At 71.3% G+C, this 26,917-nt stretch carries 26 protein-coding genes; 11 read left to right on the forward strand and 15 right to left on the reverse strand.

Annotation, left to right across the window (positions count from 1 at the left end):
• The first annotated feature begins 30 nt into the window (after positions 1-30).
• Positions 31-594 carry a DUF1801 domain-containing protein gene (locus SFY69_13035; protein MDX2132966.1) on the forward strand — a complete coding sequence of 188 codons (564 nt, stop codon included), beginning with the start codon at positions 31-33 and terminating at the stop codon, positions 592-594.
• Between the two features lie 28 nt (positions 595-622).
• Here SFY69_13035 and SFY69_13040 read toward each other — a convergent pair whose 3' ends face one another.
• Positions 623-1,093 carry a hypothetical protein gene (locus SFY69_13040; GenBank protein ID MDX2132967.1) on the reverse strand — a complete coding sequence of 157 codons (471 nt, stop codon included), beginning with the start codon at positions 1,091-1,093 and terminating at the stop codon, positions 623-625.
• A 153-nt stretch (positions 1,094-1,246) separates the two neighbouring features.
• Between SFY69_13040 and SFY69_13045 the strand changes: the two genes are divergently transcribed.
• A complete protein-coding gene (locus tag SFY69_13045) occupies positions 1,247-1,810 on the forward strand; it encodes a pyridoxamine 5'-phosphate oxidase family protein (GenBank protein ID MDX2132968.1) in 564 nt (187 codons plus the stop codon).
• Between the two features lie 108 nt (positions 1,811-1,918).
• Positions 1,919-3,208: a flavodoxin-dependent (E)-4-hydroxy-3-methylbut-2-enyl-diphosphate synthase gene (ispG, locus tag SFY69_13050; protein ID MDX2132969.1), complete on the forward strand. Its 1,290-nt coding sequence runs from the start codon at positions 1,919-1,921 to the stop codon at positions 3,206-3,208.
• Between the two features lie 12 nt (positions 3,209-3,220).
• Here ispG and SFY69_13055 read toward each other — a convergent pair whose 3' ends face one another.
• A complete protein-coding gene (locus SFY69_13055; GenBank protein ID MDX2132970.1) occupies positions 3,221-3,904 on the reverse strand; it encodes a hypothetical protein in 684 nt (227 codons plus the stop codon).
• A 73-nt stretch (positions 3,905-3,977) separates the two neighbouring features.
• Entirely contained in the window at positions 3,978-5,285 is a 1,308-nt protein-coding gene (locus SFY69_13060) for a type II secretion system protein GspG (protein ID MDX2132971.1), read from the reverse strand.
• A 16-nt stretch (positions 5,286-5,301) separates the two neighbouring features.
• Between SFY69_13060 and SFY69_13065 the strand changes: the two genes are divergently transcribed.
• Complete coding sequence (locus SFY69_13065; protein ID MDX2132972.1) at positions 5,302-6,057, forward strand: hypothetical protein; 756 nt, start codon at positions 5,302-5,304, stop codon at positions 6,055-6,057.
• A gap of 7 nt (positions 6,058-6,064) precedes the next feature.
• Here the strand turns inward: SFY69_13065 and SFY69_13070 are convergent, their stop codons facing one another.
• The 4 genes from SFY69_13070 to SFY69_13085 all read right to left on the reverse strand — a co-directional run bounded on the left by SFY69_13070 (position 6,065) and on the right by SFY69_13085 (position 12,647).
• Complete coding sequence (locus SFY69_13070) at positions 6,065-7,522, reverse strand: sigma-54 dependent transcriptional regulator (GenBank protein MDX2132973.1); 1,458 nt, start codon at positions 7,520-7,522, stop codon at positions 6,065-6,067.
• The gene (locus SFY69_13075) at positions 7,519-8,322 is read right to left on the reverse strand and encodes a HAMP domain-containing sensor histidine kinase (GenBank protein MDX2132974.1); all 804 of its coding nucleotides are present in this window, start codon (positions 8,320-8,322) and stop codon (positions 7,519-7,521) included. The genes SFY69_13070 and SFY69_13075 overlap by 4 nt, the downstream gene beginning before the upstream one ends.
• A 124-nt stretch (positions 8,323-8,446) precedes the next feature.
• Positions 8,447-9,103 carry a sigma-70 family RNA polymerase sigma factor gene (locus SFY69_13080; protein MDX2132975.1) on the reverse strand — a complete coding sequence of 219 codons (657 nt, stop codon included), beginning with the start codon at positions 9,101-9,103 and terminating at the stop codon, positions 8,447-8,449.
• Between the two features lie 28 nt (positions 9,104-9,131).
• Positions 9,132-12,647 (reverse strand): S41 family peptidase, encoded by a 3,516-nt coding sequence (locus SFY69_13085; GenBank protein ID MDX2132976.1) that lies wholly within the window; start codon positions 12,645-12,647, stop codon positions 9,132-9,134.
• A 67-nt stretch (positions 12,648-12,714) separates the two neighbouring features.
• On the opposite strand from SFY69_13085, the gene SFY69_13090 reads away from it, so the two are divergent.
• Positions 12,715-13,527: an inositol monophosphatase family protein gene (locus SFY69_13090; GenBank protein MDX2132977.1), complete on the forward strand. Its 813-nt coding sequence runs from the start codon at positions 12,715-12,717 to the stop codon at positions 13,525-13,527.
• Here the strand turns inward: SFY69_13090 and SFY69_13095 are convergent.
• Positions 13,524-14,051 (reverse strand): hypothetical protein, encoded by a 528-nt coding sequence (locus SFY69_13095; protein ID MDX2132978.1) that lies wholly within the window; start codon positions 14,049-14,051, stop codon positions 13,524-13,526. The two genes, SFY69_13090 and SFY69_13095, sit on opposite strands and share 4 nt — an antisense overlap.
• Before the next feature lie 323 nt (positions 14,052-14,374).
• On the opposite strand from SFY69_13095, the gene SFY69_13100 reads away from it, so the two are divergent.
• From SFY69_13100 to SFY69_13120, 5 genes are all read left to right on the forward strand, one after another.
• Positions 14,375-14,827 (forward strand): Fur family transcriptional regulator, encoded by a 453-nt coding sequence (locus SFY69_13100; protein ID MDX2132979.1) that lies wholly within the window; start codon positions 14,375-14,377, stop codon positions 14,825-14,827.
• A gap of 104 nt (positions 14,828-14,931) precedes the next feature.
• A complete protein-coding gene (locus SFY69_13105) occupies positions 14,932-17,196 on the forward strand; it encodes a serine/threonine-protein kinase (protein ID MDX2132980.1) in 2,265 nt (754 codons plus the stop codon).
• A 183-nt stretch (positions 17,197-17,379) separates the two neighbouring features.
• Positions 17,380-17,769 carry a PilZ domain-containing protein gene (locus SFY69_13110; GenBank protein ID MDX2132981.1) on the forward strand — a complete coding sequence of 130 codons (390 nt, stop codon included), beginning with the start codon at positions 17,380-17,382 and terminating at the stop codon, positions 17,767-17,769.
• A gap of 45 nt (positions 17,770-17,814) precedes the next feature.
• A complete protein-coding gene (obgE, locus tag SFY69_13115; protein ID MDX2132982.1) occupies positions 17,815-18,867 on the forward strand; it encodes a GTPase ObgE in 1,053 nt (350 codons plus the stop codon).
• A gap of 70 nt (positions 18,868-18,937) precedes the next feature.
• Positions 18,938-19,858, forward strand: a complete 921-nt coding sequence (locus SFY69_13120) for a glycosyltransferase (GenBank protein MDX2132983.1) — start codon at positions 18,938-18,940, stop codon at positions 19,856-19,858.
• Here the strand turns inward: SFY69_13120 and SFY69_13125 are convergent.
• Entirely contained in the window at positions 19,851-20,957 is a 1,107-nt protein-coding gene (locus SFY69_13125) for a glycosyltransferase (protein ID MDX2132984.1), read from the reverse strand. The two genes, SFY69_13120 and SFY69_13125, sit on opposite strands and share 8 nt — an antisense overlap.
• A gap of 134 nt (positions 20,958-21,091) precedes the next feature.
• On the opposite strand from SFY69_13125, the gene SFY69_13130 reads away from it, so the two are divergent.
• Positions 21,092-22,489, forward strand: a complete 1,398-nt coding sequence (locus tag SFY69_13130) for an MFS transporter (GenBank protein MDX2132985.1) — start codon at positions 21,092-21,094, stop codon at positions 22,487-22,489.
• Here the strand turns inward: SFY69_13130 and SFY69_13135 are convergent.
• The 6 genes from SFY69_13135 to SFY69_13160 form a co-directional block, all read right to left on the reverse strand.
• A complete protein-coding gene (locus SFY69_13135) occupies positions 22,486-23,049 on the reverse strand; it encodes a DUF421 domain-containing protein (GenBank protein MDX2132986.1) in 564 nt (187 codons plus the stop codon). The two genes, SFY69_13130 and SFY69_13135, sit on opposite strands and share 4 nt — an antisense overlap.
• Positions 23,050-23,068: 19 nt before the next feature.
• Positions 23,069-23,926, reverse strand: a complete 858-nt coding sequence (locus tag SFY69_13140) for an SDR family oxidoreductase (protein ID MDX2132987.1) — start codon at positions 23,924-23,926, stop codon at positions 23,069-23,071.
• A 282-nt stretch (positions 23,927-24,208) separates the two neighbouring features.
• Positions 24,209-24,535, reverse strand: coding sequence for a hypothetical protein (locus SFY69_13145; GenBank protein MDX2132988.1), 327 nt, complete (start codon positions 24,533-24,535; stop codon positions 24,209-24,211).
• On the reverse strand, positions 24,532-24,843 hold the full coding sequence (locus SFY69_13150) for a hypothetical protein (GenBank protein ID MDX2132989.1): 312 nt from the start codon (positions 24,841-24,843) through the stop codon (positions 24,532-24,534). Before SFY69_13150 ends, SFY69_13145 begins: the two co-directional genes overlap by 4 nt.
• A gap of 52 nt (positions 24,844-24,895) precedes the next feature.
• Positions 24,896-25,180, reverse strand: a complete 285-nt coding sequence (locus SFY69_13155; GenBank protein ID MDX2132990.1) for a DUF883 domain-containing protein — start codon at positions 25,178-25,180, stop codon at positions 24,896-24,898.
• 114 nt (positions 25,181-25,294) lie between these two features.
• Positions 25,295-26,728 carry a BON domain-containing protein gene (locus SFY69_13160; GenBank protein MDX2132991.1) on the reverse strand — a complete coding sequence of 478 codons (1,434 nt, stop codon included), beginning with the start codon at positions 26,726-26,728 and terminating at the stop codon, positions 25,295-25,297.
• Positions 26,729-26,917 lie beyond the last annotated feature (189 nt).

Genomic DNA, 26,917 nt, shown 5'->3' on the forward strand with positions numbered 1-26,917 from the left:
GTAACGTAGCGGGCGAAAGCGGAGGTTGCCATGGCCAAGGCATCCGGAAGAAAAGTGGGGCGGCGGGCCGCCAGCGCCCGGACGAAGAAAAAGTCGACAAGAGCGGCGGCGACGAAGGTGTCCAAGAAGTCTCGCCGTGGCGGCAGAGAGCGCCCGACATCCCCGGACGGGCGTCGTGCCGCGCCGGGCGCGCCCCGCCTGCTCTCGGGTGGAAACCCGCAGATCGCCAAGGCCGACGGCGAAGCGCCGGTGCGGGCGTACCTCGCGGCCATGCCCGGCTGGAAGCGCGACATCGGGCTCGCGCTCGACTCGCTCATCGTGCGCACCGTGCCGGGCGTGCGCAAGGCCGTGCGATGGAACACCCCGTTCTACGGCGTGGAAGGGCGCGGCTGGTTCGTCGCCTTCCACTGCTTCGACCGGTACGTCAAGGTGACGTTCTTCCGCGGCACGTCGCTCGATCCGACGCCGCCCATCGGCTCCAAGAGCCCGGGCGTGCGGTACGCGCACGTACACGAGGGCGAGCGTGCCGACGACCGGCAGATGGAGGACTGGGTCCGCCAGGCCGCCGCCCTGCCGGGGGAAAACTGCTTCTAGGGCCCCGGGGCGAACGCCGCCGGGCGCGTTAGTCCATGGCGGCGTGGAGCGTGCGGTTGGCGCGGTCGGCGGCCTCTGCGCACCCGTCGAGCGGCGCGTCCGCGCCGGCGTACTGGCCCAGGAGCGCCTTGAGCGCGTGCCGCTCGCCCTCGATCTCGCGCTGCGTCCGCACGCCGAGCGACCGGAAGAGCGGGAGTGGGGGGCACCAGCCCTGCAGGGCGTGCTGCATGAAGAACCCCTGCACTGCCGCCGAGAGCAGCAGCCAGCGTCGATGCAGCGTCGTGCCGAGCACCAGCCCGGTGAGCGTGAGCGCCGCCGACCCGGTCTCGAGGCAGCGCTCGACGTCCCACTCGAGATCGAGCTCGCGCATGCGCTGGCGGATCTCGTCGGGGCGGCCCGCGAGCGCGCGGACCCGGCGCTCGGTATCGCGCCGGATGCGCTCGTTGATGTGCGGACGGGTGTGAGACTGGGCCCGGGTGGCGTTCGTGGCGATGCGCATGCGAGTGCTCCCTGCGTTGATCAAGGCTGGCGCCTGCGCATGAATCCGCCGCCGCCGGACGCGTGAACGAACGCTCGCGCGCCGGCGTGGCACCGGCTTCACGCCGCACTCAGGTCGTCGCACCATGCCGAAGCGTCGCCGGAGGCGAATCGCATGAACTCGATCGACGCGAACCAGCCCGAGAAGAACTACCAGGACGTCCGCGGCGAGGACGCCGTGAAGAAGATCCGCGAGGTCGTGAAGCACGCGAACAGCGGGTTCTTCTGCACGCAGCCCGCCGGCTCCGGCCCCGAGGCCGCCCGCCCCATGTACGTGCAGCAGGTCGACGACGACGGCAACCTCTGGTTCTTCAGCGCGACCGACAGCCACAAGAACCAGGAGATCGCGGCGAACCCCTTCGTGCGCCTCTACTTCCAGGGTTCGAACTCCGAGTTCCTGCTCGTCGACGGGCGTGCGGCCGTCCTGCACGACCGTGCGAAGATCGACGAACTCTGGGGGCCCATGGTCAGGGTCTGGTTCACCCAGGGCAAGGACGACCCGCGGCTCTCGCTCATCCGCGTCAGCCCGACAGGCGGGTACTACTGGGACACCAAGCACGGCATGGCCGTCGCGGGCGTCAAGATGGTCATCGGCATGATGACCGGCAACACGCTCGACGATGGCATCCAGGGGCGCGTCGCGGTGCAGGCGCCCACGCCCCCGTCCGCGACGACCTAGCAGCCGGCTCGCACCCGCGGGCACGGTACAGGCCGCGGGCCCCCCCGGCGGAGGCCGGGACCTCGGCGATCCGGGCCGTGGGCCCGGGTCGCGTACCATCGCAGCGGTATGCAGCCACGCCGCCCCACGCGCCAGGTCGTTGTCGGTGATTCCCGTGTCGGCTTCGTGAAGATCGGCGGCGGCGTCCCGTCTCGCGACGGCACGCCGACCACGCCCGCGCCCGTCTCGGTGCAGACCATGACCGCCGGCTACACGCACGACATCGACGCGTGCGTGCGCGAGATCCACAAGCTCGCCGCGGCCGGGGCCGACATCGTCCGCGTCGCGGTGCCGGAGAAGAAAGACACCGATGCACTCCGCGAGATCATCCCGCAGGTGCAAGTGCCGATCGTCGCCGACGTGCACTTTCACTTTCAGCGGGCGATCGAGGCCGTCGAGGCGGGCGTGCACAAGATCCGCCTGAACCCCGGCAACATCCAGGACCGGGCGCAGGTGGTGGACGTGATCCGGGCGTGCAAGGCCCGCAACCTGCCGATCCGCGTGGGCGTGAACGAGGGCTCGATCATCGAGCGGCGCGACAAGCAGAAGCGCATGAAAGAGCTCGGCGCCGTCTTCAGCGAGCACAAGCACGGGTACCTGCTCGCCATCATGATCGCCAAGCTCGAGGAATACCTCGACATTTTCTACGAGCAGGACTTCCACGACATCGTCATCAGCGCCAAGAGCATGGACGCGTCCCTCGTCGTCGACGCGTACACCGAGATCAGCCGGCGATTCGACCACCCGCTGCACCTGGGCGTGACGCACGCCGGCCCGCGCGAGACCGGCGCCATCCGGTCCGTCGCCGCCCTCTCGGGCCTGCTGGTGCACGGCATCGGCGACACCATCCGCATCTCCTACGCCAGCGACCCGGTGTACGAGGTCGAGGACGGGCTGGAACTGCTCTACGCCCTCTCGCTGCGCCCGCGCAAGGGCGTCGACCTCATCGCCTGCCCCACCTGCGGGCGCATCCAGGTCGATCTCTTCACGCTCGTGCAGGACGTCCGCAAGGCGCTCGCATCGCAGGTGACCGTCCCCATGAAGGTCGCCGTCATGGGCTGCATCGTGAACGGCCCGGGCGAGGCCGAGGGCGCGGACGTCGCCGTCTTCGCCGGCGACCGTCGCGGCATCATCTACGTGCAGGGCGAGAAGGTCGCCAACGTGCCCGAGCCCGAGATCCTGGACCGCCTGCTCGCCGAGTGCCTGGCCTTCCAGGGCAAGGTCATGCGGGGCGAGGCGAAACTCGGCGAAAAGAAGGTCGAGATCATCCCGCCCGACCCCATCGGCGAACTCGGCAGCGGCTACGCCAAGATCGCCAGCGGCGGGGTGCCCACGCCGCTGACGGTGCGGGGAAGTTAGCGCCCCGCAGCGCTATCGCGTCGGCACCACATCCTCCGCCTTCAAACCTTGCTTCACCACCGGCGTGCCCGTGCGGAGGCGCTGCGTGAGGTACCACCACACGCACAGCAGGGGCCACAGCGGGTACGACCGCACGTGCGCCGCGACGCCATGGACGGATTCGAGCAGGAGTTCGTCGATCGGGCGGTCGTCGCGCCGGGGCAGCAGGCGCAGCTCGCTGCGCAGGTGCTGGTCGGCCTCCGCGTGCGCGAGCCACAGTTCGGTGAGCGAGCGGCCGGGCAGAATCTGGCGGACCTTGCCGCGGCGTGTCGGGAACAGCGCTCCGCCCGGCGCCGACCCCGTGGTGAGCGTGCAGCTGTTGGCATACGTGCTCACCAGGTCCGAGTAGACCTGGGCGTTGACGACGTACGCGACGAGTATCGGCCCCGTGCCCCGCGACCGCCACGTGCAGCAGACGATTCGCGGGTTGTTGGGAAACTCCGAGCGGAACGCACCGGACCACTCGAGCCCGTGCGCGTCGGCGAACCTGGCGTGGGCCGCGGCGAGCCCCGCGATGCCGTTGACCTCGCCCTGGTCGAGCGTCGCGATCCGCCCATCGGGCGAGCCGAGCCCGCGCACCGACAGCCACGACGCGATCACGATGAGCCCGGCAAAGAACAGCGGCACGATCAGCAGCAGGTACAGCAGGTCGGTCATGACGCCGCGGAGAATACCGCGACGCGCCGGAAGCGTGAGGGCGTTGGAACCGCCATCGCCTCCCCGGCCGCGTCTACTTCCCCTGGCGCATCTGCCCCATCATCGATCGGATCATCTCGCGCATGGTCGCGGCCTGCTCCTTGCCGCCCGGCACCGCGTCGTACGCGACCGTCATGCCCGTCAGCCAGCGGGCCTCGCGGAACTCGTACCCGAAGTCCGCGACGAGACGCTTCTCCAGGTCCGGCAGGTGCCCCGCCCCGTAGAACAGCGCGATGCTCGCGTGCGTCTTCTCGCGGTCGAGCACCCGGCGCAGGTCGTCCAGCACCGCCTCGTTGCGGTCGTGGATGATCACCCGCATGAAGTCGTCCATCTCGCCCGGCATCGAACCCATCAGGTCCTCGGCCTGCGAGAGCGTCTCGATCATCATCAGCCGCATCAGCGACGACATCTGCGGGTCGCGCTCGATCATGCCCAGCAGCATGCCCGCCATCTTCGCCATCGTCGATGATCCGTCGAGCAACTGGAACAGCGGCTCGGCGCTCTCGCCCTCGCCCCCGCCCCCCAGACGCTCCTCGACCTCGTCGATCGAGAGGTCGCTGTTCCGCCAGTTCGGGCGGTTGTAGTCGATCGCCGCGAGCTGGAACTCCATGCCCAGCGCCCGCGCGAGCTGCATCTGGATGCCCTCTCCCGCGGCGTCAACCTCTGACTTGCGCAGCGGCTTCTGCGTCGAGAACCGGATATCCGCGTTCGCACCCTCGCCTCCCTCGGCGCCGTCGGCCCCGAGCGACACGATGTCGAAGCGCTGCCGCCGCGTGTCGGGCTCCAGCGTCAGAACAAGCCGCTGCGGGTTTCCCCATCCGTCCTGCATCGCGCCGCGCGCGACCTGCCCCACCTGACCCCCGACCGCGTCGACGGCGGCCTCCAGCGACTCGGGCAGCACGGTGTTCGCTCGGCGGAACTTCGACACCATGATCGCGAGCAGACGCTGGCGCGACGCGGTGATCTTCGCCCGGGCCGCGTCGTCGCGGTCGAGCCCCGCGGCGTCGGCCTCGGGCTTCACGCCCTCGTACAAGACGAGCGACTGGGCGTCGAGAAACTCCTGCAGGCCGGCGTAGTAGGTCTTTTCGCCGATGTGGGCCGCCCCCACGAGGTGCACGATCGGCCCCTCGCCCGCCTTCGGCGCGAGCGTGCGGATGCTGATGTGCAGCTCGCGCCGGGCCCCGTCTTCCGAGTCGGTCGCGCGGACGTACCGTGACGCGGGGCCGGCGGGTTCGGCCGCCCCGGCGCCCTGCGGCGCGGGCGGCGCCTGGACCACGCCGGCGGCGGGCAGACCGAAGAGCCCCGCTCCGATCGCGAGGACGCGAAGAATCGTCGAACGCATGCATACCTCCGGGGCAGTGCCCGACCATCCCGATCGACAGAGTTGTACGCCCGAGGCGTCCGGGGCGCTGCACGCCTCGGGCACGGTGCAGCCCTCCGCGATGTCGTTCGACGAGGCCGCCCGGTTCTGCGCGGGGCTCCGCAGGTCGCCCACGCCCCTGGCCCGTCCCGTCGTGGTGCTGGACGGCTGGCACTCGCCCGGGATTACCGCCTGGGGGCTCGCCCGGCGCCTGTGCGCCATGACCAGCCGACGCTGGCGCGACTTTACGTGGTCCACGTACGCCTGGGCCATCTCGCTCGAGATGGCTTGCGCCCACGCCCACAAGACCCTCGCCAAGGCCGACCTGCTCGGGCGTGAGATCGACGTCGTCGGCATCTCGATGGGCGGGCTGGTGGCCCGCGCGCTCGCGGGGGGCGTGCTGGGCGGCGGCGATGTCCGCATCCACCGCCTCTTCACCATCGCCTCGCCCCACCAGGGCGCACGCCTGGCGCGACACATCCGCCTCGATCGCGCCAGCGCCCAGATGAAGCCCGGCAGCGCCTTCCTCGCCTCCCTCGACCGCGCGCTGGGCGACGCCACGTTCCGCCTGCGCTCCTACGGCATCGGGCGCGACTGGCTCGTCGGCGCCGAGAACGTCGCCCCGCCCCGCGCCCGCGCGATCGTCGTCTCGCCCCGGGGCGTCTTCGCCCGGCGCCTCTCGCACTTCGCCAGCATCTACGACCCGCGCATCCAGGGCGACATCGCCTGGCGGCTGCGCTCGCCCGACGCGTAAGCCCGCTCTAGCCCGCCAGGCGCTCGTCACCCAGCAGCCCGTGCGCCTTCATTTTCTTGTACAGCGTCGTGCGGTTGATGCCCAGCGCCTCGCTCGTGCGCTGCCGGCTCCACCCGCACGCCCGCAGCGCCCGCAGGATGATCCGGCGTTCCGGCTCGCGCAGCGCGTCTTCCAGCGTCGCGGGCGTCCAAGCCTCGTCGTCTTCCGCGAGCCGGATCGGGCCTGCCGACGCCGCGGGACGCGCCAGCAGGTGCGGGGGCAGGTCCTCGGGCTGCACGGTCTGCCCGCGCGCGAGCACGACCGCCCGCTCGATGATGTTCTGCAGCTCGCGCACGTTGCCGGGGTAGGGGTAGCGCTGGAGCACCTCCATCGCGCCCGGGGCGAACCCCACGATCGCCCGCCCGTGCTCGCTCGCGTGCCGCTCGAGCAGGCGCTGCGCCAGCAGCGGGATGTCGCCGGGGCGTTCGCGCAGCGGGGGCAGCTCGATCTTCACGACATTCACCCGGTAGTACAGGTCCTGGCGGAACTGCCCCGACGCCACCAGCCCCTCCAGCGGCTGGTTGCTCGCGAGGATCACGCGCACGTCGACGTCCACCGTCTGCGTCGAGCCCACGGGCTCGAACCGGCGCTCCTGCAGCACCCGCAGCAGCTTGAGCTGCATCGCCGGGCTCGCGCTGTTGATCTCGTCGAGGAAGATCGTCCCCGTGTTCGCCGCCAGGAACTTCCCACCCTTGTCCGCGTGCGCCCCCGTGAACGACCCCTTCGCGTGCCCGAAGAGCTCGCTCTCCAGCAGCGTCTCGGGGATGCTCCCGCACGACAGCTCCACGAAGGGGCGATCCCGGCGCGGGCTGTGATGGTGGATCGCGTGCGCGATCAGGCTCTTGCCCGTCCCGCTCTCGCCTTCCATCAGCACCGTCGTGCGGCTGGGCGCCACCGCCTGCACCATGTCGTACACGCGGCGCATCCGCGGATCCGCCCCGACGATGTTGTCGAGGTTGAACCGGTCGTCCAGGCGCCGGCGCAACGCCGCGTTCTCCGAGAGCAGCGCCCGCTGGCGGGCGGCCCGGGCCAGGCTCTGGCGCAGCTCCGCGTCCACGATCGGGCGGACCAGGTAGTCGCACGCCCCCGCCCGCAGCGCGTCCACCGCCGCCTCGACCGTTGCGTACGACGCGATCATCACCACCGGCACGTCGCGGTGCCGACGCGTCAGGTCGCGCAGCAGCGCCCCGGCCCCGGCCCCGACGGCGCACAGCACCGCGTCGATCCCGCCCGCCGCGTCGCGCAGCGCCGCCAGCGCGTCGTCCGCGTCGCGCACGCACGTCGCGTCGTGCCCCTCGCGCCGCAGGAACTCGAGCGTCGACTTGCTCGCCAGGGCGTCGTCGTCGACGAGCAGCACGCGGAGCGGCGGGGTGTCGTCGTCTCGCGTCGCCTCCGCCCCGGCACGCTTCGCCGGGACGCGCTTCACGCGGCGCCCCCGATCATGAGCCTCGCAACCCCCGGGGCCGTGGGGAACCGCACCCGCAGCACCGCGCCGCCCTCGGCGCGCCGGGCCAGCTCGATCGTCCCGCCCATTCCCTGAACCACGCTGCGCGCCACCGCGAGCCCGACGCCCGAGCCGCGGGGCTTGGTCGTGAACCCCAGGTCGAAGCAGCGGGTGGTCTCGCCGGGCGGGCCGTCCCCGTCGTCGGTGATCTCCAGCACGTACCAGTCGCGCGCGTCGCGTCCGTAGCCCATGCCCACGGGGGGCGCGTCGGCCCGCGCCGAGATCTGCACCACGCCCGCGCGTCCCTGGCGCGCGACCGCCTCCACCGCGTTCTGCACCCCGTTCAGGATCACGGTGTACAGCGCGCCCGCCGGGAGCGAATCCACCGAGGGCCCCATCGAGGTCGACAGGCGCACCTGGCTCGCCGCCGCCAGCGGCGCCAGCACCTCCACCGCGTGCTGCACCGCCTCGCCCAGCGTCACCGGACGGGCCCGCGCGAGCGTGGGCGAGCCGATCGGGCGCGTCGCGTTCTGCATCGCGGCGTGCACGAGTTCCACCATGCGGTCGAGGCGTTCCACCGCCGCGTTGAGATCCCGCTCGACATCTCTCGCCCCGCCCCGCGCCAGCAGCGACGCGTTCCCGGTCAGTTCGCGCTTCGCGTGCTCCACGAGCGCGCGAGAACCGTCGAGCAGCGCCCGCAGCTCGCCCAGCAGGGACGAGAGGCGGTCTACCTGTCCGATCGCGGGCGCCGAGCGCTCGTCCTGGGGAGAGGGAAGGGGCATCGGCAGCAGGCATCGGCACGCCGCCCCCGGGCCTCGCCCGCGCATGTTGCCCGGACGCCACACCGCGCGCCGCCCGTGACGCCTGTAGCGTTGAGTCCGGTGAACACCGGGCTATCGGAACTGCCTACGCGCGGGTGAAGAACCTGGACTCGGTGCCCAGCACGTCCTTGAGGCGCTCGTGCGCGCGCGCCAGGAGCATGTAGACCGCGCCGGGCGAGCGCCCGATCGCGTCGGCGACTTCCTTGGCGTCGCGCCCCTCCAGATCGTACAGACGGACCACTTTCGCGTAATCCGACGGGAGTTTCGCGAGCGCACACTCCAGCGCGTCGTGGATCTCCCCGCGGTGCGCCTGCAGGCTCGGCGTGGTCAACGTCGCGCCCAGCAGTTCGACGAGCGCGACGTACGAGTCCCCCGACCCCGCCGCGTCCACGCGGTGACGCGGGTTCGGACGCTTCTGGCGCTCCAGTTCCTTGATCGCGTCGCGCAGGTTGTTCTCGGCGATGAGCGTGAGCCACGCCAGGAACGACCCCTCGTGCCGCGGCTGGAACGACGGCAGGCGCAAGAACGCCTCCAGATACGTCACCTGCATCACGTCGTCCGCGTCGACCACCGACTGCCACACCGGCGAGATCTTGCCCGCCAGGCGGGAGCGCACCGTCCCGCCGTGACGCTTCAGCAGTTCCGTCGCCGCGGTCCGATCACCCGCGACGCCCGCGGCGATCAACTCCGCATCGGTGGGCGGGGAGCCGGCCGGGGTGTGTTCGGGAGCAGGGTCTGTCATGGTCCTTACCCATCTGACTCTAGCCGCCTCACCGGGGAGAGCCCGAGCCGCCCGGTGCGCGGGCCGGCGCGTTACCACCCGGGCCCCGGAAGCTCTTGTCCGGGTGGTCGGGCGCGGGCGGGACGGCCACGGGCTTCTCGCGCACCTTCTGACGCAGCAGGTCGATGGCGCGATCGAGCTGCGCGTCCTCGCCCTTGAACGTCGCGTGCGGGAGGTTGTCGACGACGATGTCGGGCTCGACGCCGTGCCCTTCGATGAGCCACTCGCCCTCCGGGCCGTACACGCCGTACTCCGCCGCCGTCGCGATCCCCCGGTCCACCAGGAAGTTGCTCGACGAAAGCCAGATCTCCCCGCCCCAGGTGCGCGTGCCCAGCACCGTGCCGATGTCCAGGCGCTTGACGCCCTCGGCGAAGGCCTCGCCGTCGCTGGCGGTGCGCTCGTTGCACAGCACGACGACGTGCCCGCGGAACGCCAGCTGCATGTTCCAGTACGGGTCGCCCACGCGGGGCTGCCAGTAGAACCACGCCTTGCGCAGTAGGCGCGACAGCAGCCACGAATCGATGTTCCCGCCCCGGTTGTGGCGCACGTCGATGATCAGCCCCGACCGTCGGAACACCGGATAGAACCCCTTCGCGAACTCGTTCATGTTCTCGGCGCCCATCGCGCGCAGGTGCACGTACCCGAACTGCCCCTCGCTCTCGCGCTCGACGATTCTCCGGCGCGTGTACTGCCACTCGTGGTACCGCAGGTCCTCCTCGTCGCCCGCGGAGATGGGCGTCACGATGACGCGCCGTTCGCGCTCGTCGGCGCCGCGCACCGTCAGCATCACCTGGCGCCCCACCTTCCCCCGCAGGTGCACGCTCAGGTCCGGCTCCTCGAGCGCCGGGCGCCCGTCCACCCGCGTGACGACGTCGCCGGGGCGCACGTCCACGCCCGGCCGCGCGAGCGGCGCGCGCCGGTCCGGCTCGTCCGGGTCGGACTCGAACACGTGCGCCACCCGGTACCCGCCCGCCTCGTCGTCGCGCTCGAACAGCCCGCCCAGCATGCCCGGCATCACCCGGTCCTCGCCCTGGCGCAGATCTCCCCCGCGCACGAAGATGTGCAGCGCCGCCAGTTCGCCCACCATCTGCGAGATCAGGTCCGACAGCTCCGCGCGCGTCGCCACGCGATCGACCAGCGGCATGTAGCGCGCCAGCATCGCCTTCCAGTCCACGCCGTGCATCTGGGTGTCGTAGAAATAGTCGCGCTCCAGGCGCCAGGCCTCGACGAACATCTGGCGCCATTCCTCGCGCGGGCTGAGCGCGAACGACCAGCCGTCCAGCCTCAGCTTCGACTTGTTCAGGTCAGCGCCCGGCGCCGCGCCGGCCTCGATGATCGCCAGCGTGTCGCCCGACCGCACGAGGAGGCTCTTGCCGTCCGCCGCGAGCTCGTACAGCGAGACCTTTGGCGCGAGCGTCTTCACCTCGACGTCCTTGCGCGCGATCTCGACGAACACGAGCGACACGTCCTCGCTCCGCCCCGGGCCGCGAGACTGCATGAACAGCCGCTTGTCGTTCGCGCTCAGGTTCGAGTAGTTCCCCGCCGGCACCGGCACGCGCACCAGGCGCTCGGCCAGCCCGTCGAACTCGATCTCCACCGGCTCGGGCTTTTTCGCCCCCTTCTTCCCGTCGGCCGGCGGCCCGGCGCCCTCCTTCCCCGCCTCACCGTCGGGCTTCGCGGGCTCGTCGGGCTTCGCCGGCGGGGTGGTCTCGTCGGTCTTCCCCGGCTGTTCAGGCTTCCCGGGCTCGTCCGTGCGCTCAGGGGCGTCCTTCTTCTTCGACGCTTCCTCGACCGCCAGCAGCTCGTCCCACGCCTCGAAGGGTGAGCGCTGCCCCTTTCGAAGCGAGAGCGCGTACACCTCGGTCCGCGTGTCGAAGTACGGCTCGGGCTGCAGCGGGCCCCACGGCGAACCCACCACCGTGCTGATGTTCCGATCGCTCAGCAGGTACAGCCACCGCCCGTCCGCGCTCCACGTCACATCGAACGTGTCCCACCGGTCGGTGGTCACCTCGCGCGTCGAGCCGTCCCGCGTGTCGTGGATCTTCACCTGCCGGTTGAAGTTCGCGGCCGAGGCGACGTACGCCAGCCACCGCGAATCCGCCGACCACGACAGATCGGCGAAGTTGTCCACCGCGTTCTGGTCGATCCGCGTGTCGACCTTCGTGGCGACGTCGAAGATCCACAGCGTCTGGTTCTTGTCGTGATGGGCGATCTTCGTGCCGTCGGGCGAGGGCACGCCCTCCCAGCGCAGCACCACGCCGTCGTCGGTGAGTTGAGCGGCCTCGCCCAGCCCGTTCGCGGGCAGCGTCCAGAGTTCCACCTCGCCGGATTCGTCCGACAGCGTCAGCAACGTGCCCGCGTCGGCGAGGAACCGTGCGTCGCGGTAGCGCACGCCCTCACGCCGCGCCGCCTCGACCAGGCGTCCGCCCTCCTTGTACACGACGAACACCTGCCCGCGCGCCGTGAGCGCCGCCGCCGAGCCGTCGGGCGCGATCGAGGCGCTCGTCAGGTACTCGATGGGCTTCTTGACCCAGCGATCGCGCGTCTGGTCAAAGTCCGAGCGCAGCGTGATGTCGAGGCGCTGCTGCACCCCCGTCGCCGGGTCGACCGTCCACAGGTCCGCGCCTAACTGGTAGACGATGCGTCCGCTGGCGCCCGACGCGTCGATCGAGGCCCCGCGCGCGTCGAGCAGACGCTCGCCCTCGCCCTCGTGGCTCGTCTGCTGGCGCGGGTCCGATCCGTCCGGACGGATCGACCAGACCTCCATCGTGCCGTCACGATCGCTCAGAAAGTACACCCGCCCGCCGAACCACATCGGCGTCGTGCTCGTGCCCGTGAAGTCCGGCGTCAGCGGCGTCGCCTCGGCGTCCGTGGACGCGAACTTCCAGATGTTCTGCGCGGTGCCGCCCTTGTACCGCTTCGTGTGGCTCCCCTGGAACGGCAGGCGCGTGAAGTACAGCGTTCCGTCGGGCCCGTACGCCCCGTCGCTCGCCTGCCAGAGCGGGACACGCTCGCGCGACCCCGTCCGCGGGTCGATCAGCGTCAGTTGCACGTTCGGCAGCGTCGAGAATCGCGTCGTCGACGCGATGACCCGCGGCGCACGCCCCCCCTCCCCGCGCGTCCAGCCCACAACCGCCGCCCGTGCCGCGTCGTGCGTGAGGCGCGTCGGACGCCCGCCCTCCAGCGGCATCACGTACACCTCCGTCGGGCCCTCGTACGTCGCGGTGAACGCCACCAGCGTCCCGTCGGGCGAGATCTGCGGCGTGGACTCATCCCCCGGGTGCGACGTCAGGCGCGTCGCCGCCCCGCCCTCGAGCGTCGTCCGCCACAGGTCTCCCTCGGCGACAAACACCACCGTCGTGCCGTGCAGCGTCGGCTGGCGGTAGTACCCGAGGTTCGTCGCGTCCAGGCCCGCGTTCGCGCCCGATTCCTGCGCGTGCGCCGCGCTCGTCAATATGCCCGCCGCCAGAACGATCGCCACGTGCCGCCCAAACCCACTGCGCATGATGTGCTCCCGTGATCCGTTGATCCCGCCCAGCATACCGGGCGCTCCGCGCTGGTACCATCGGGCGATGGCCGACGAACTCCTGCAACGACTCGACACCGCGCTCGCGGCGGTCTCCGCCGCGGGAGACGCCATCCTCGCCCACTACCAGCGCGACGACCTGCCCATCGAGATGAAGCGAGACGGCACACCCGTCACCATCGCCGATCGCGAGGCCGAGCAACTGCTCCGCGCCTTCGTCCGCGCCCGCTACCCGGCCGACGCGCTCGTTGGCGAGGAGTTCGGCGTGCAGGAGGGCGACTCCGATTTCCGATGGGTCTTCGATCCCATCGACGGGACCAAGTCGTTCGCGTGCGGCGTGCCGCTCTTCGGCACGCTGATCGGCGTCGAAAAGCGCGACGAGCGCGGGCAGTGGGGGAGTGTCATCGGCGTCGTGCACATGCCCGCGCTGGCCGAGACCGTCTGGGCCGCCTCGGGGCACGGCGCCTGGCACCGCACCGCGGGCAAGCCCGTCCGTCCGGCGCGCGTCTCCGGGGTTGAACGCCTGGAAGACGCGGTGTTCGTCACCACCGGGCGCGAGTACTTCGAAGCAGGGCGTGCCGAGCACGTGCACGAGCGCCTCGCCCGCGCCTGCCGCCTGACGCGCGGGTGGTCGGATTGCTACGGCTTGGTGCTCGTCGCGACCGGGCGGGCCGACGTCTGGTGCGAGCCCGTGGTGCACGTCTGGGACGTCGCGCCCGCGCCGCCCATCATGCGCGAGGCGGGCGGGGTGTACACCGACTGGGCCGGCACGCCCGACATCCGATCCTCCACCGGGCTCGCCGCCAACCGCGCGGTGCACGCCCAGGCGCTCGGCGTCGTCCGTTCGGGCACCGCCTAGCCCTCGCGCACCGTCGCGGCGTATCGGCACGCCCGCACGCCCCGGTACACGAGCATCTCGAAGATCATCATCCCCGCGAAGTAGCCCAGCAGCGGGCCTCCCACGCCGATCAGCTCGTACCACGCGATGCGCGTGTTCCACAGCGGCGCCAGCGAGAACGTCCCGCCCGGCGCCACGCCCGTCGTGCGCTGCAGCGCGAAGAGCGCCGCGAGCAGCAGCATCGGCAGCACCCCGCTGAAGATCCACCCGTAGCTCGCGTGCGCGCACACCTGCCACGCCCCGGCGCGCGTGAGGCGCCAGCCCTTACGGCGCGAGAAGAACCGCACGCCGACGACCTCGATCCACGTGAGCACCCACAGCACGCCCGCGATGGGCAGCACCTGCGCCGCCAGCACCAGCCCCACCCGGGCGATCTGCCCCGCCGAGTGCACAGGGGGCGAGCCGCGCAGTGGGTCGCCCACGAACACGCCCGACCACGGCGCTGCGATGAGCATCGCCGCCAGCACGATGTTGATCCCGAGCAACCCCCATCCGCGCCCGTGGATGCGTAGCGCCCGTCCAAGCTCGCTCGGGCTCGTGACCGCCATGACGCCTGTCGTGATCCACGCCAGCAGGCCCGCGCGACGCTGCCACGGGCTGCCCGCGCGGCGCGCCGGGTCCGAGAGCGCGGCCGGCCGGGCACACTCCGGGCACGCGGCCCCGCCCGGCAGACCCGCCAGGGGGTACCCGCACTGCTCACAGAGAATCGCAAACTCGTCCACAGAGTCCTTTCTGCGTTCCCGCCCGTCCGGCGGTCAACCCGAGCCACCTGCTGGCTTTCCGGGTCGTGCATTCCAATACTGATACCATGGTTCCCGGCGAGAAGTCGCACCCCACCCCCGAGTTCGTCCGCGAGGTCTTTCGGCGGCACGACCTCCGGTGCACCCATCAGCGAGAGATGGTGTTCGTCGGGCTGTGGTCCATGCTGACGCACCCGACGGCCGACGAGCTCTACCAGACGCTGCACGCCCAGGACCCGAACATCAGTCTCGCGACGGTCTACAACACCCTGGACGCGCTGTCCGAGGTCGGGCTCGTCCGCAAGCTGCCGTCTCCGTCCGGCCCGTGCCGCTACGACGCCGAGATGTCCCCGCACGTGCACATCGCGATGCCCGACGGGCGCATCATGGATGCCCCGCCCGAGGTGTCGTCGCGGCTCCTCGCCGCCCTGCCCGAATCCGTGCTGCGCGATCTCGAGTCCTCCATGGGCATCGCCGTCGCGGGCGTCCAGTTGCAGGTGGTCGCCGCCCGCCCGCAGTAGGTGCAGGGCCGGCGCCCGGCGCGCAAGATTGTGGGATACTTCAACCGGCGCGTGAGTACGTCACGGCGCTGTCGCTCGCATCCGTGGTCCCCGGACATCCACCCGTGCTGCCCCCTCCCCAGTCATCTCCGCCCCCCAGCGGCGAGGATCCGCTGATCCAGGCCGCCCTGCGCCAGATCGACGGCCTGCCGAGCGATGCGCCGACGTCGCCCAGCCCGTCGTCGCTGCTGACGGCGTCGGCCGGAATCGCGCCAGATATCTTCCCCGGGTACATCGTGGTCCGAGAACTGCACCGGGGCGGGCAGGGCGTCGTGTATCAGGCGATCCAGAAGAGCACGAAGCGCAAGATCGCGATCAAGGTGATGAAGGAGGGACCCTTCGCGGGGCCCAAGGAGCGGGCGCGGTTCGAACGCGAGATCGAGGTGCTGGCCCAGCTCAACCACCCGAACATCGTGACGGTGCAGGACAGCGGCGTGCTGCCCCCGGAGAAGGGCGGGCTGCACTACTTCGTGATGGACTACGTGTCCGGGCGCTCGCTGGACCGGTTCCTCGAGGAATCAAACCTGGCGCCGCGCGAGGTGCTCGGCGTGTTCGCGAAGATCTGCGACGCCGTGAACGCCGCCCACCTGCGCGGGGTGATCCACCGCGACCTCAAGCCCGGCAACATTCGAGTGGACTCCAACGGCGAGCCGCACATTCTGGATTTCGGGCTCGCGAAGATCGTGGGCGTGCATTCGAACGACACGCCGGACCTGATGACGGTGACGGGGCAGTTCGTCGGCTCGCCGGCGTGGGCCAGCCCCGAGCAGGCGGCGGGCGACATCGCGCGGATCGACGTGCGGACGGACGTCTACTCGATCGGCGTGATGATGTACAAGGCGCTGACGAGCCAGTTCCCCTACGCGGTGGTGGGGGTGCTGCGCGAGGTGCTCGACAACATCGAGAAGGCGCTCCCCCAGCGCCCGCGCTCCATCAGCCGCAGCGTGGACGACGAGATCGAGACGATCCTGCTCAAGGCGCTGTCGAAGGAGCGGGAGCGTCGGTACCAGACGGCCGGGGAACTCGCGCGCGACATCCGCCACTACCTGAGCGGGGAGCCGATCGAGGCGAAGCGCGACAGCGTGCTGTACATGGTGCGCAAGGCCGTGTCGCAGCGCCGGGCGCTCGCGACCACGATCGTCGCGGTGGCGGCGTCGCTGGTGCTGGGGCTGGTGGTGTCGCTCGTGTTCTGGCGGGGCGAACAGGCGCAGCGCGTGCGGGCCGAGAGAGCGGCGTTGCAGGCGACGGCCGCCCGTGAGGAGTCCGAGATCGCCCGTCGCCGGGCGGAGCGCGAGGCGACCAAGGCGCAGCGCATCGCCGACTTCGTCGACGAGATCTTCTTCTCGGCCGAACGCACGCTGCTGACGGGCGTGGGCCCCGAGCCCATCGTCGAACTACTGCGCCAGGGCGACGCGCGGGCGGGGGCCGAGCTGGCGGCCGAGCCCCTCGTGCAGGCCGCGGTGCTCGACACGATCGGGCGCGCGTACCTGGCGATGGGGCGCGTGGACCTGGCCGACAGCGCGATGGAGCGGTCGCTGGACCTGCGGGCGAAGGCGGCCGGGCCCGACCAACTGTCGCCCGACCTCGCCGACAGCTACGAGAGCCTCTCGATCCTCCGCACCTTCAAGGGCGAGCACGACGGCGCGCTGCGCATGCTCGACAAGGCGTTGCCGGTGCGCGTCGCGGTGCACGGCGAAGAGAGCATCGAGGTGGCGCGCACCGAGCACATGATCGGGCGGGCGCACAAGTACCGCGAGGCCCTCGACGACGCCGAGGCGTGGTACACGCGGGCGCTGGCGCGGGCGCAGCGCGTGGCGCCCGACACGCTCGAGGTGGCGGAGTTCCAGACCAGCCTGGCGTCGGTCGCGATGGCCCGCCAGCAGTGGGACAAGGCGATCCCCCTGCTGCAGAACGCCCGCGCGTTCGCGACGCTGCGCCTGGCGGGCGAGGACAACCTTCCGGGCGGAACGATCAAGCACCATCTCATCGACTGCTACCTCGCGCGCCGCGAGACGGGCGACGTGCGCCTGGCGGTGGGCCTGGCGCGCGAGGTCGTCGCGTCGTACGAGCGCCTCTACGCCCCGCTCAACCCGCGTCACCCGGCGCTCGTGCGGGCGTACTCGCGCCTGGGGCGGACGCTGGACGCCGACGGCGACGCCGCGGGCGCTGAGGGGGCGTTCCTCAAGTCCGTCGAGGCGGCGGCGGGGGACGGCGCCGAGCCCCGGCGCTTGCGGGGCATCGTGCTGGGGTACCTGGCCGGGCTCTACGAGCGGACGGGCCAGGCCGAGAAGCTGGCGGAGACGCGCCGGCAGATCGACGCCCTGCGGTAGGCCCCGGCCCTGCGCCAGGTCCCAGAAGCCCTCGGCGTGTGCGGAAAAGCGCGTGCCCGGGCGGAACTCGGCGCGATTCTCGTCCGATAGAACGCCCGGCGCGTTTGTTCGCCCGTCCCCGCGTCGCTGAAAGAGCGAAGGGCGGCCGACCGCCGCCGACACGCCCCAATACGGGAGTTCCCCATGCCCGCGCTCGCCCACAACCGCCGCCGTCACGAACGCCTCGCCGTCCCCCCGATGTACGCGGGCATCCGCGTGCGATTGCTCACGGAGAAGCGGTTCACGCGCGACGGGCACACGTACGACATCTCGGAGGGCGGCGTGCAGTTCGAGCTCGACGGCGCCATCACGCCGGGCACGCCCATCGCCATCCGCCTGACGCTGCCCTCGAGCGTCGCGGGCGAGCACGCGGGCGAAGAGATCGAGGTGTTCGGGAATGTCGTCTGGGCGGACGAGTCCGAGCCCGGCCCGGTGCGCCACGCGGCGGTCTTCTCGCGCTTCGCCAGCGAGGCGGCGCGCGACGTGCTGCTGGCGTCGCTCCGCCGCTCGCTCACCGCGTCTCGGGCGGCGTAAGGCCTTCCGGCGGGCTCCGGCCCCCACGCTCCCTACGCTGCTCGCATGTTCGTCGATCGTGCAGTGATTACCGTGCGCGCCGGCAAGGGCGGTGATGGGCGCGTGTCGTTCCGACGCGAGAAGTTCGAGTCCAAGGGCGGGCCCGACGGCGGGAACGGCGGGGAGGGCGGCTCGGTCGTCGTCGTCGCCGAGGAAGGGATGAGCACCCTCTACGACTTCCGCCACCAGCGACTCTGGGCGGCCGAAGACGGCGGGGCGGGCGGCGCCAAGCAGTGCAGCGGCGCGGCCGGGCAGGAACTCATCATCCGCCTGCCCCCGGGAACGATGCTCTTCGACGCCGACTCCGGCGAGCTCGTCCACGACCTCAAGCCCGGCGAGCGGGTGGTCGTGGCCAAGGGCGGGAAGGGCGGCTGGGGAAACGAGCACTACAAGCGCTCGACCAACCAGGCGCCCCGCACCGCCGAGCCCGGCGCCCCGGGCGAGGAGCGCCGGCTCCGCCTCGAGCTCAAGCTCATCGCGGAGGCGGGGATCATCGGCAAGCCCAACGCGGGCAAGTCCACGCTGCTGGCGGCCCTCACGCGCGCCAACCCCAAGATCGCGAACTACCCCTTCACCACGCTCTCGCCCCAACTGGGCGTCGCGGAGATCTCGGGCGAGCGCCGCGTGATCTTCGCCGACGTTCCGGGCCTCATCGAAGGGGCGGCCGACGGCGCCGGGCTCGGGCACGAGTTCCTTCGCCACATCGAGCGGACGAGGGTCATCGTCCACCTGCTCGACCTGTACCCCGAGGACCAGTCGAACCCCGCCGACAACTACCGCGCGGTGCGCGCGGAGCTGGGCGCGTATTCGCAGGCTCTGGCCGATAAGCCCGAACTGGTCGTGATCAACAAGGCCGACCTCGCGCCCGACGAGGCCGACCTCGCGAAGCGCACCAAGGCCCTCTGCCGCGCGCTGGGCCTGCGGGCCGACCGCGACGTGCTGGTGATCTCCGGCGCGGCCCGGCAGGGGCTGGACGACCTGCTCGAGCGGGTGTGGTCGCTGCTGCACCCGCAGGGCGAGCGCGAGCCGGGGTGGGGACGCTCGCCCGCGCCGGCCTGAGGCCGGGTGCGATGCACGCGTTGGGACGACTCAGGTGCCGCGAGCGGGGCCCGGCCCGTACCGTTGGCCCATGCTGTCCATCATCGTTCCGTGCCGCAATGTGCGGGAACTGACCGTCGAGTGCCTGACGTCGATCCACGGCGCGGTGACGGCGCTGGGGCTGACGCCGCGGGTGGAGTACATCCTGCTGGACGACCAGTCGGACGCGGGCGAGCAGATCCCGGAGTTGTTCCGACAGTTCCGGGCCGGGGCAGGGGCCGAGGTGCGGGCGTGGACGTTCAAGCAGCGTCAGCACTACACGGGGTCGTTCGCGTTCGGGCTCTCGCGGGCGCGGGGCGACCTGGTGCTGTTCATCAGCAACGACATGCACGTGACCGCGCCGTGGATGCGGACGCTGCTGGCGGTGGCGGCGGTGGATCGGCGGCACGGGATCGTGCGGGGTGTCGCGAACATCTGCGACTCGCACGAGTATCACCAGGTGCAGCCGCCCGTGGAGCGCGGGCCCGACGACTACCACGCGTTCGCGGAGTACCTGGCGAAAGCGCACGGGCTTACGCACGTCGAGGACACGATCTTCTCTGGCGACGCGGTGCTTATCCGGCGCGAACTCATCGAGAAGATCGGCGTGCTCGACACGCGGTTCTACGGCTACTTCGGCGACCCCGACTACGGGCTGCGGGCGCGCCGCGCGGGGTTCAAACTCGTGTGCGCGAAGGGCGCGTGGCTCAAGCACTACGGGCAAGGGCACGTCAAGGGCGAGCACCTCGCGACCGGCGTGCAGATGGACGAACTCAAGCGCGCGCGCATGGAGCTCGTGGTCGCGGCGTTCGAGAAGTTCCGGGCGAAGTGGGGCTCGCCCCCGGTGCCCGCCGAGCCGGCGGACCTCAACCTGTGGGACTGGCCCGCGCTGCTCAAGGCCCCCGCGCCCAAGGGCGGGGAGTTCCAGAACCCGCTGCCCGACGACGGGTCGATCGCCCGCCCGATCACGTGATGTCGCGCGGGAAGCCCCCGCGGTTGGCGTTCTCGGGCACCAGCGCTGCGTACGTCTGCAGGACCGCGCGGACGTGGTCGCTGGCGCGCCGGTGGGTGCGGATGAACTCGTGGGCGCTCGCGGCGAGCATGCGGGAGCGTTCCGGGGTGCGGAGGATGTCGAGCAGCGTGGCGCTCCACTCGGCCGGGTGCTGGGCGCGCACGAGCCGCGCCGTGCGTCCGTCGATGAGGACGCTGGCCATCGGGTCGGCGGCGGCGACGACGATCATGCCCGACGCCATGGCCTCGAGCACCACGCTGCGCGACTCGCCGTGGGCGTCGGGCTGGATGAGCAGGTCGCCCTGGAGCAGCAGGTCGCGCCGGCCCTCGAGGTCGGCGATCAGCGAGAGGTGATGATCGAGACGCAGCCGGCGGGCGACGCCCCACAGCCCCGCGCGACGGGCGGTATCGGCGTCGCAGAAGACCAGCAGGTCCGGGTGCGCCGCGGCGACGGGCTGCAGGCCCTCGATGATCGCCGCCATCGCCGAGGCGTCGCGCCCCGAGCCGACGATCATGGCGCTGACGGCGCGGCCTTCGGGGAACACCTGCCGCAACGTGGGCTCGGCGAGCACGCCCCACGGGGCCGCCCGGATCTCGCGCCCTTCAATCGATGCACGGAGCACGCGCTCGATGGCCGGGTCGGGCGCCTGGAGCGCGGTCCGCCACGCGCGGGGCGCCAGTTCGCGGGCGCGATCGACCAGCCCGGAGCGCCACACCTCCAGCACGAGCGCGCAGCCGAGTTCATCGGCGATCTCCGTGGCCAGCGTCCACGCCGACCCGCCGAACACGTGCAGCACGTCGATGCGTTCTTCGTCGGCGCCGGCGGCCTGCTCGAGCAGGCGGGCGACCCGGGCCGCCGACGCGCTGCGCAGGATCGAGAGCGTCCGCGCGGGGTATCCCACGCACGTGCGGAACATGCTCTCGCCCTCGGTGGGCATGACCGACTCGGGAACGGCGTGCACGACGCGGACGCCCTCGTCGGCCAGCCCGATTTCCAGGCGCTGGAGCAGCGGGCGCTCGCGCGTGGCGAAGAACTCGTCGGCCAGGATGACGGCCCGCATGGGGAAGTCATAGGCGGGGCGGGCGTTCGGGGGTTCGCGCGTGCGCTACCCTCTCCGCGAGAGGGCTGTTGGAAACGTCTACGAGCAAACTGATACCGCCGCCCGCGCAGACCGGACAGGTTCCGCCCGAAGTCGTGCAGACGCCCAGCGCGGGGGCCTCCCCGGGCACGGACGACGCGCCCCCGTCGCGCTGGGGCGTGCTGCGCCACCGGCATTTCCGCACGGTGTGGATCGCGTCGTTCGGGTCGTATGTCGGCGGGTGGTTCGAGTTCGTCGGCGTGCAGTGGATCGTGACCGAGAAGACCGGCGAGATGGTCTGGTCGAGCTACCTGGGGGCCGCTCAGTTGCTCCCGTCGCTCGTGCTGGGCATCCTCGGCGGGGTGGTCGCGGACAGGGTGAACCGCAAGAAGCTGCTCCTGGTGACGCAGGCGGCGATGATGGTGATCGCCATCGCGTTCGCGCTCGTGGTGTGGCTCGATCCGCCCCAGCGGGTGCTGCTGCCCGCGCTGCTCGGGCTCTCGCTGGCGCAGGGCGTGGTCGTGGCGTTCAACAACCCGGCGTGGCAGGTGCTGACGCCCCGGCTGGTGCCCCGCGCGGACCTGGTGAAGGCGATCACGCTCCAGGGCATCTCGTTCAACGCCGCCCGCGCGGTGGGGCCGGCGCTCGCGGGGGTCATCATGGGCCTCTGGAGCCCGATGGCGCTGTTCGTGGTAAACGCGGTGAGCTTCATCGGCGTCATGGTCGCGGTGCTCACCACGCCCGACGCCCCGGTGGTGAACCCCGAGAGTCGCTGGTGGCGAAAGCTCTGGGCCGACACGAAGTTCTCGGCGGAGTTCGTGTTCAAGCGGCGGGGGCCCCGGGCGGCGCTGCTCGCCACCACCGTCTTCGCGGCGTTCGGCACGCCCGTGCTGCGGTTCCTCTCGATGTTCGTGTCGAGCGTGTACCACCTCGAGGAACGCACGTTCGGGGTGCTGACCGGGGTCATGGGCGCGGGCGCGGTGGCCGGGGGCTTCGCGATGAAGCTCGTCCCCCCGTGGTACCCGCGCCATCACTTCATCCCGCTCTCGGTGCTCATGGGAGGGTTCTGGATCCTGCTCTTCTCGATCACGAGCAACCCGTGGATCGCCGGCGGGCTGATGTTCTTCGTCGGGTGGTTCTGGATGTGGTCGTTCAACTCGGCGATGAGCGCCCTCCAGATGCTCGTGGAAGACGCCGTCCGCGGGCGCGCGCTCGCGCTCGTGAACGTCGTGGCGCTCGGGGCCATGCCCCTGGGGTACTTCTTCGCCAGCGGCGTGGGCGAGGGGGTCGCGGCCGCGGTGAAGCGGGCCGCCCCTGATGCATGGCACGACGGGCTCGCCACCCAGACCGGCGTCGGCGTCTGCGCCGCGATCCTGTTCATCGCGGGCATCGTGATGCTCACCTTCCGCACGCCCGAGGTGGACGGCCTGTCGCCGGGCGATCCCGGGTACGACCGGCGGCCCGGGCTCATCCGGGGGCTGTTCGCGCGGGCGCATCGCCCGCCGTCCGCCTAGGTCGCCGGGCCTTCGCCCGTCGTGTCCGCCGGCGCCCTGGGCGAGTCGCTCCACCCGCGCACACCTTCCAGCGACGTCGGGAGCGTCCCGGTGCGGTCGGCCGGAACGACGCTCAGCGCCCCGCTCGACTCGAGCACGACCGCCTCGACCTGGCGCAGCGCACCGAAGCCCTCGCTGCGCACGCCCGTTCGGACTTCGTCTTCGGTGATGCGTTCGTCCTGCATGGCGTCGCGGAGGAAGCGGCCCCGGAAGCAGAGCAGGCGCGGCTCGGACTTCACGACGCGGTCGGCCGCCCGGACGCGCACCGACAGCCACGTCACCACGAACTGCATGGAGAGGAGCAGCACGAAGGCCAGCACGCCGTCGGCGAGCGCGGTGGACCTCGAGAGCAGCGCGGTGGCGAGCGTGGACCCGAGTGCGACGGTCACCACGAGGTCGAAGGCGTTGAACTGCGAGAGGGATCGCTTGCCGTACACGCGGATGAGCAGCACGAGGGCGACGTACGAGCACGCGCCAACGACGAGGATCCGCAGCAGCGAGTCGGTGCTGGTGAAGAACATGCCGTGGGAGTGCGGCCGGTCAGGGCGTGGGGTTGCCGCCGGTCACGCCGTGAATCTCGCCGGTGACGTAGCTCGCGTCGTTGCTCGCCAGAAGCACGTAGGTGGGGGCGAGCTCGACGGGCTGGCCGGGGCGTTTGAGCGGGGTGTCCGTGCCGAAGGTCTCGAGCTTTTCGGGCGACATCCCGCCGCTGGGCTGCAGCGGGGTCCAGATCGGGCCCGGCGCCACCCCGTTGACGCGGATGCCCTTGGGCGCGAGTTCCTTCGACAGGCCCTTCACGAAGATGGCGTTGCACGCCTTCGTCATCGCGTAGTCGAGAATGTGCTGCGACGGATCGAAGGCCTGGATCGACGTCGTGCAGATGATCGAGGCGCCGGGCTTCAGGTGCGGGATGGCGGCCTGCGTGATCCACACCATCGCGAAGACGTTCGTCCGGAACGTCGACTCCATCTGCTCGGTCGAGACATCCATGAACGACTGCTGGAAGACCTGCTGGCCCGCGTTGTTCACCAGAATGTCGAGCCCGCCGAGCTGCTCCACCGCGTCGGCGACCAGCGTGCGCGCGGTCTTCTCGTCGCGGATGTCGCCCGGCAGCGGCACGGCTTTGCGCCCGGCGGCCCGGATGATCTCGACCACCTGCTGCGCGTCGGGCTCTTCGGCGGGCAGATACCCGAACGCGACGTCGGCGCCCTCTCGCGCGAACGCGATCGCCGCCGCGCGTCCGATGCCGGAGTCTCCGCCCGTGATGAGCGCTCTGCGTCCGGTGAGTTTGCCCGAGCCGCGATAGCTGTTCTCGCCGTGGTCGGGCGGGGGCTTCATCTTGAGCGCCAGTCCGGGCGCTTCCTGGCGCTGGCGTTCGAACGGAGGCTTGGGGTACATCTCGAGCGGGTTGGTGCCCGGCGCCACGTGCCCGCTGGCGGCGCGGGCGACGTCCTGTGACGCGTTCGCGTCGGGCGCCGCCCCGCCGGCCGGCTGCGGCTGGCCCCTGGAGAAGCCCATGAGAAGCGGGACGCCGAACAACCCGCCGCCGCCGACCATCATCGCCCGCCGAGACAGAATGAACTGGTGCACGCGCCACCTCCTGGAGTGGGGGAAGGATGCGTGCGCGGAGCGAAGCGGGGATGAATGCGCGGTGACGCGGAGCGCCGCCGCCGGGGAGACTTATCGCCGGCCCGGGCCGCGCTCGCGCCGGATGCGCATGGCCTCGCCGACTTCGTGCCCGGCGAAGCGCATGCCGAGCACCTGCGCCACCCAGGGGATGGCGACCATGGCGATGCGGGCGATCATGACGAGCCCCGCGAGGCTGCCGAGCGTCGGGGCGGGGGGCGGCGGGACGGCGCGGTAGCGGATGACCGGGCGGTTGACGATGAAGAGCGCCATGCCGGCGGCGAAGAGGGAGAGCCCGACGGCGGTGCGGGCTTTGTTCCGCTCGCCGGACTTGCGCCCGAAGTCGAGCAGTTCCTGCTTGGCGACGCGGGTGGTGTTCATGACGACAGCATCCGTCGTGCCTGCAGCACGCACCCGACGCCGATGAGCAGCCCCGCGCCGCCCGCCGCCACGGCGCCCCAGGCCTGCCCGGCGACTTCACGCACGGCGAAGTAGATGGCGCCGAGCCAGAACAGGACGCCGATGAGGATGATGATGCCCCCGCCGGCGGCGGTGAGCAGGCCGACGCCGAGCCCGGCGACGCTGTCGCGCATCCGACGGGTGTCGGCGTGCACGACGTCGTACGCCGCCCGGGCTTCGGCCTCCAACAAGTTGGTGACCTTGACGATGAACTCGGTCACGTCCTTCACGCGCGTCTCCTTGGGGCTCCGCGGGGCAACCCGTTCGCGGCCGGCGCGAGAATCACATGCGGCGCATCATCGAGGCCAGGAGCACGCCCGCGCCGAAGGCGATCGCCGCGGCGGCGAGCGGGTTCGCACGGATCGCGTCGCGCGCGTGGTCCACGGTCTCGGTTCCCTGCTCGCGGACGGCGTCGATGCCCGAACGCGCCGCGCCGCTGATGTCGCGGGCGGTGGTGGACACGTCCTCCTTGAGGCGGGAGAGGTCGTCCTTCACGTGCCCGACGTCGTCGCGGAAGCCCTGGCGCATGTCGGTGGACTTGGCGTTGGGATCAGAGTACTGGCTCATGGGGTCTCCTTGGTGTGAAATCGAGGTCACGATTCGAATGCGCCGGCCCGGGTCCGAGAGGGAGTGACCGGGCCGGCACGAGACTCGGGAGCTTCGCGTCAGCGAAGCGGAACCTCACTGCTTCGATGCGGACTTGCCGCTCTGCGTAGAACCGCTGGACGCGCCGCTGCCCGACGAACCGCCCGAGCCGCTCGTTCCGTACGACGAGCCGTACGACGACCCGGCGCCCGAGCTGCTCTCGGCCGACTGACCAGACGCGGACGAGCCGGACGAGCTCTTGTCGGAGCGGCCCGAGCGAACGCGGACCTTGATGTCCACGTCCTGAACGCCCATGGTGTCGGACGCGACCTGCTCCATGCGGAACTTGTCGATGCGGTCGTCGACCTCGCCGGAGATGGTGACGACGCCGTCCTTGGCGCTGATGTCGACATTGCTGCAGTCGATGCCCTGGCTCATGAGTCGCTCGCTGACGCGCTCGGTCAGCCGCTCGTCGGAGAGCTTGAAGTTTCGCGGAGCGGAGCCGGAGCGCCCGCGCCCTGACATCGTGGACGTGCCGCCCTGGGATCCGGAGCCGTATTCGCTCTGGCCCATGCCGCCCGACTGGCCGTAGCCAGCCTGCGATCCGCCGCCGTACTGGCCCTGGCCGTAGCCGCCCTGCGAGCCACCGCCGTACTGACCTTGGCCGTAACCGCCCTGCGAGCCACCGCCGTACTGGCCCTGGCCGTACCCGCCCTGCGAGCCACCGCCCATGCTGCCGTACTGGCCTTGGCCGTAGCCGCCTTGCGAGCCGCCGCCGTACTGGCCCTGGCCGTACCCGCCCTGCGAGCCACCGCCCATGCTGCCGTACTGGCCTTGGCCGTAGCTACCGGACTGGCCGTAACCGCCCTGCGAGCCACCGCCGTACTGGCCCTGGCCGTAGCCGCCTTGCGATCCGCCGCCGTACTGGCCCTGGCCGTAACCGCCCTGCGAGCCACCGCCGTACTGACCTTGGCCGTAACCGCCCTGCGAGCCACCGCCGTACTGGCCCTGGCCGTAGCCACCCTGCGAGCCTCCGTACTGGCCCTGGCCGTAACCACCCTGCGAGCCACCGCCGTACTGGCCCTGGCCGTAACCGCCGTGCGAGGCGTAGCGGCCCGACTGGCCCTGTGAGCCGTAGCCCCCGCCGTACTGCCCGTACCCGCCCTGCGAGCCGCGCTGGCTGCTCCAGCCATGGCGGCTCGAGCGTCCGGCGTGCTCGTCGCCCTCGTACTGGCGGCCCTGGTCGCGGGACGATTCGCCCGCGTAGTCACTGTGGAAGGCGCCAGTGTCGTACTGATCGCTGGGATAGCCCGACTCGTAGCCCGGGCGACGGTAATCGCCCGAGGCACGGTTGCTCTCGTGCTGCGAGTAGCGTCCGCCTTCGGACGCGCGAGTTCGCGACGAGCCATCATCGTCACCCTGGAACTCCGGGCGGATCCCCGTGCCGCGCTGCCCCGTCCAGGAGCTCTCGTCGTACTCGCGGCCGCTGTATCCCTGGCTGTCCTGCTGCGACCGATTCCGTGACCTCATGATCGTGCTCCTTTTCCCCTGCTGGTGCGCGGGGGCGAAAATGAAACCGAAAGGCAAGCCCGCGGCGTCCCGCCGAACGGAGCTTGCCGTAGCGGGCTCAGCATGCCCTGCAACCCTGAAGCCCGTGTTGCGAGAAGCGTGAACAGGCGCTCACGACGCCGATCGCCCCGGCGCCTGCCTCGTCCGTCG

It is taken from the genome of Planctomycetota bacterium, from assembly GCA_033763975.1.
Classification (GTDB): domain Bacteria; phylum Planctomycetota; class Phycisphaerae; order Phycisphaerales; family UBA1924; genus RI-211.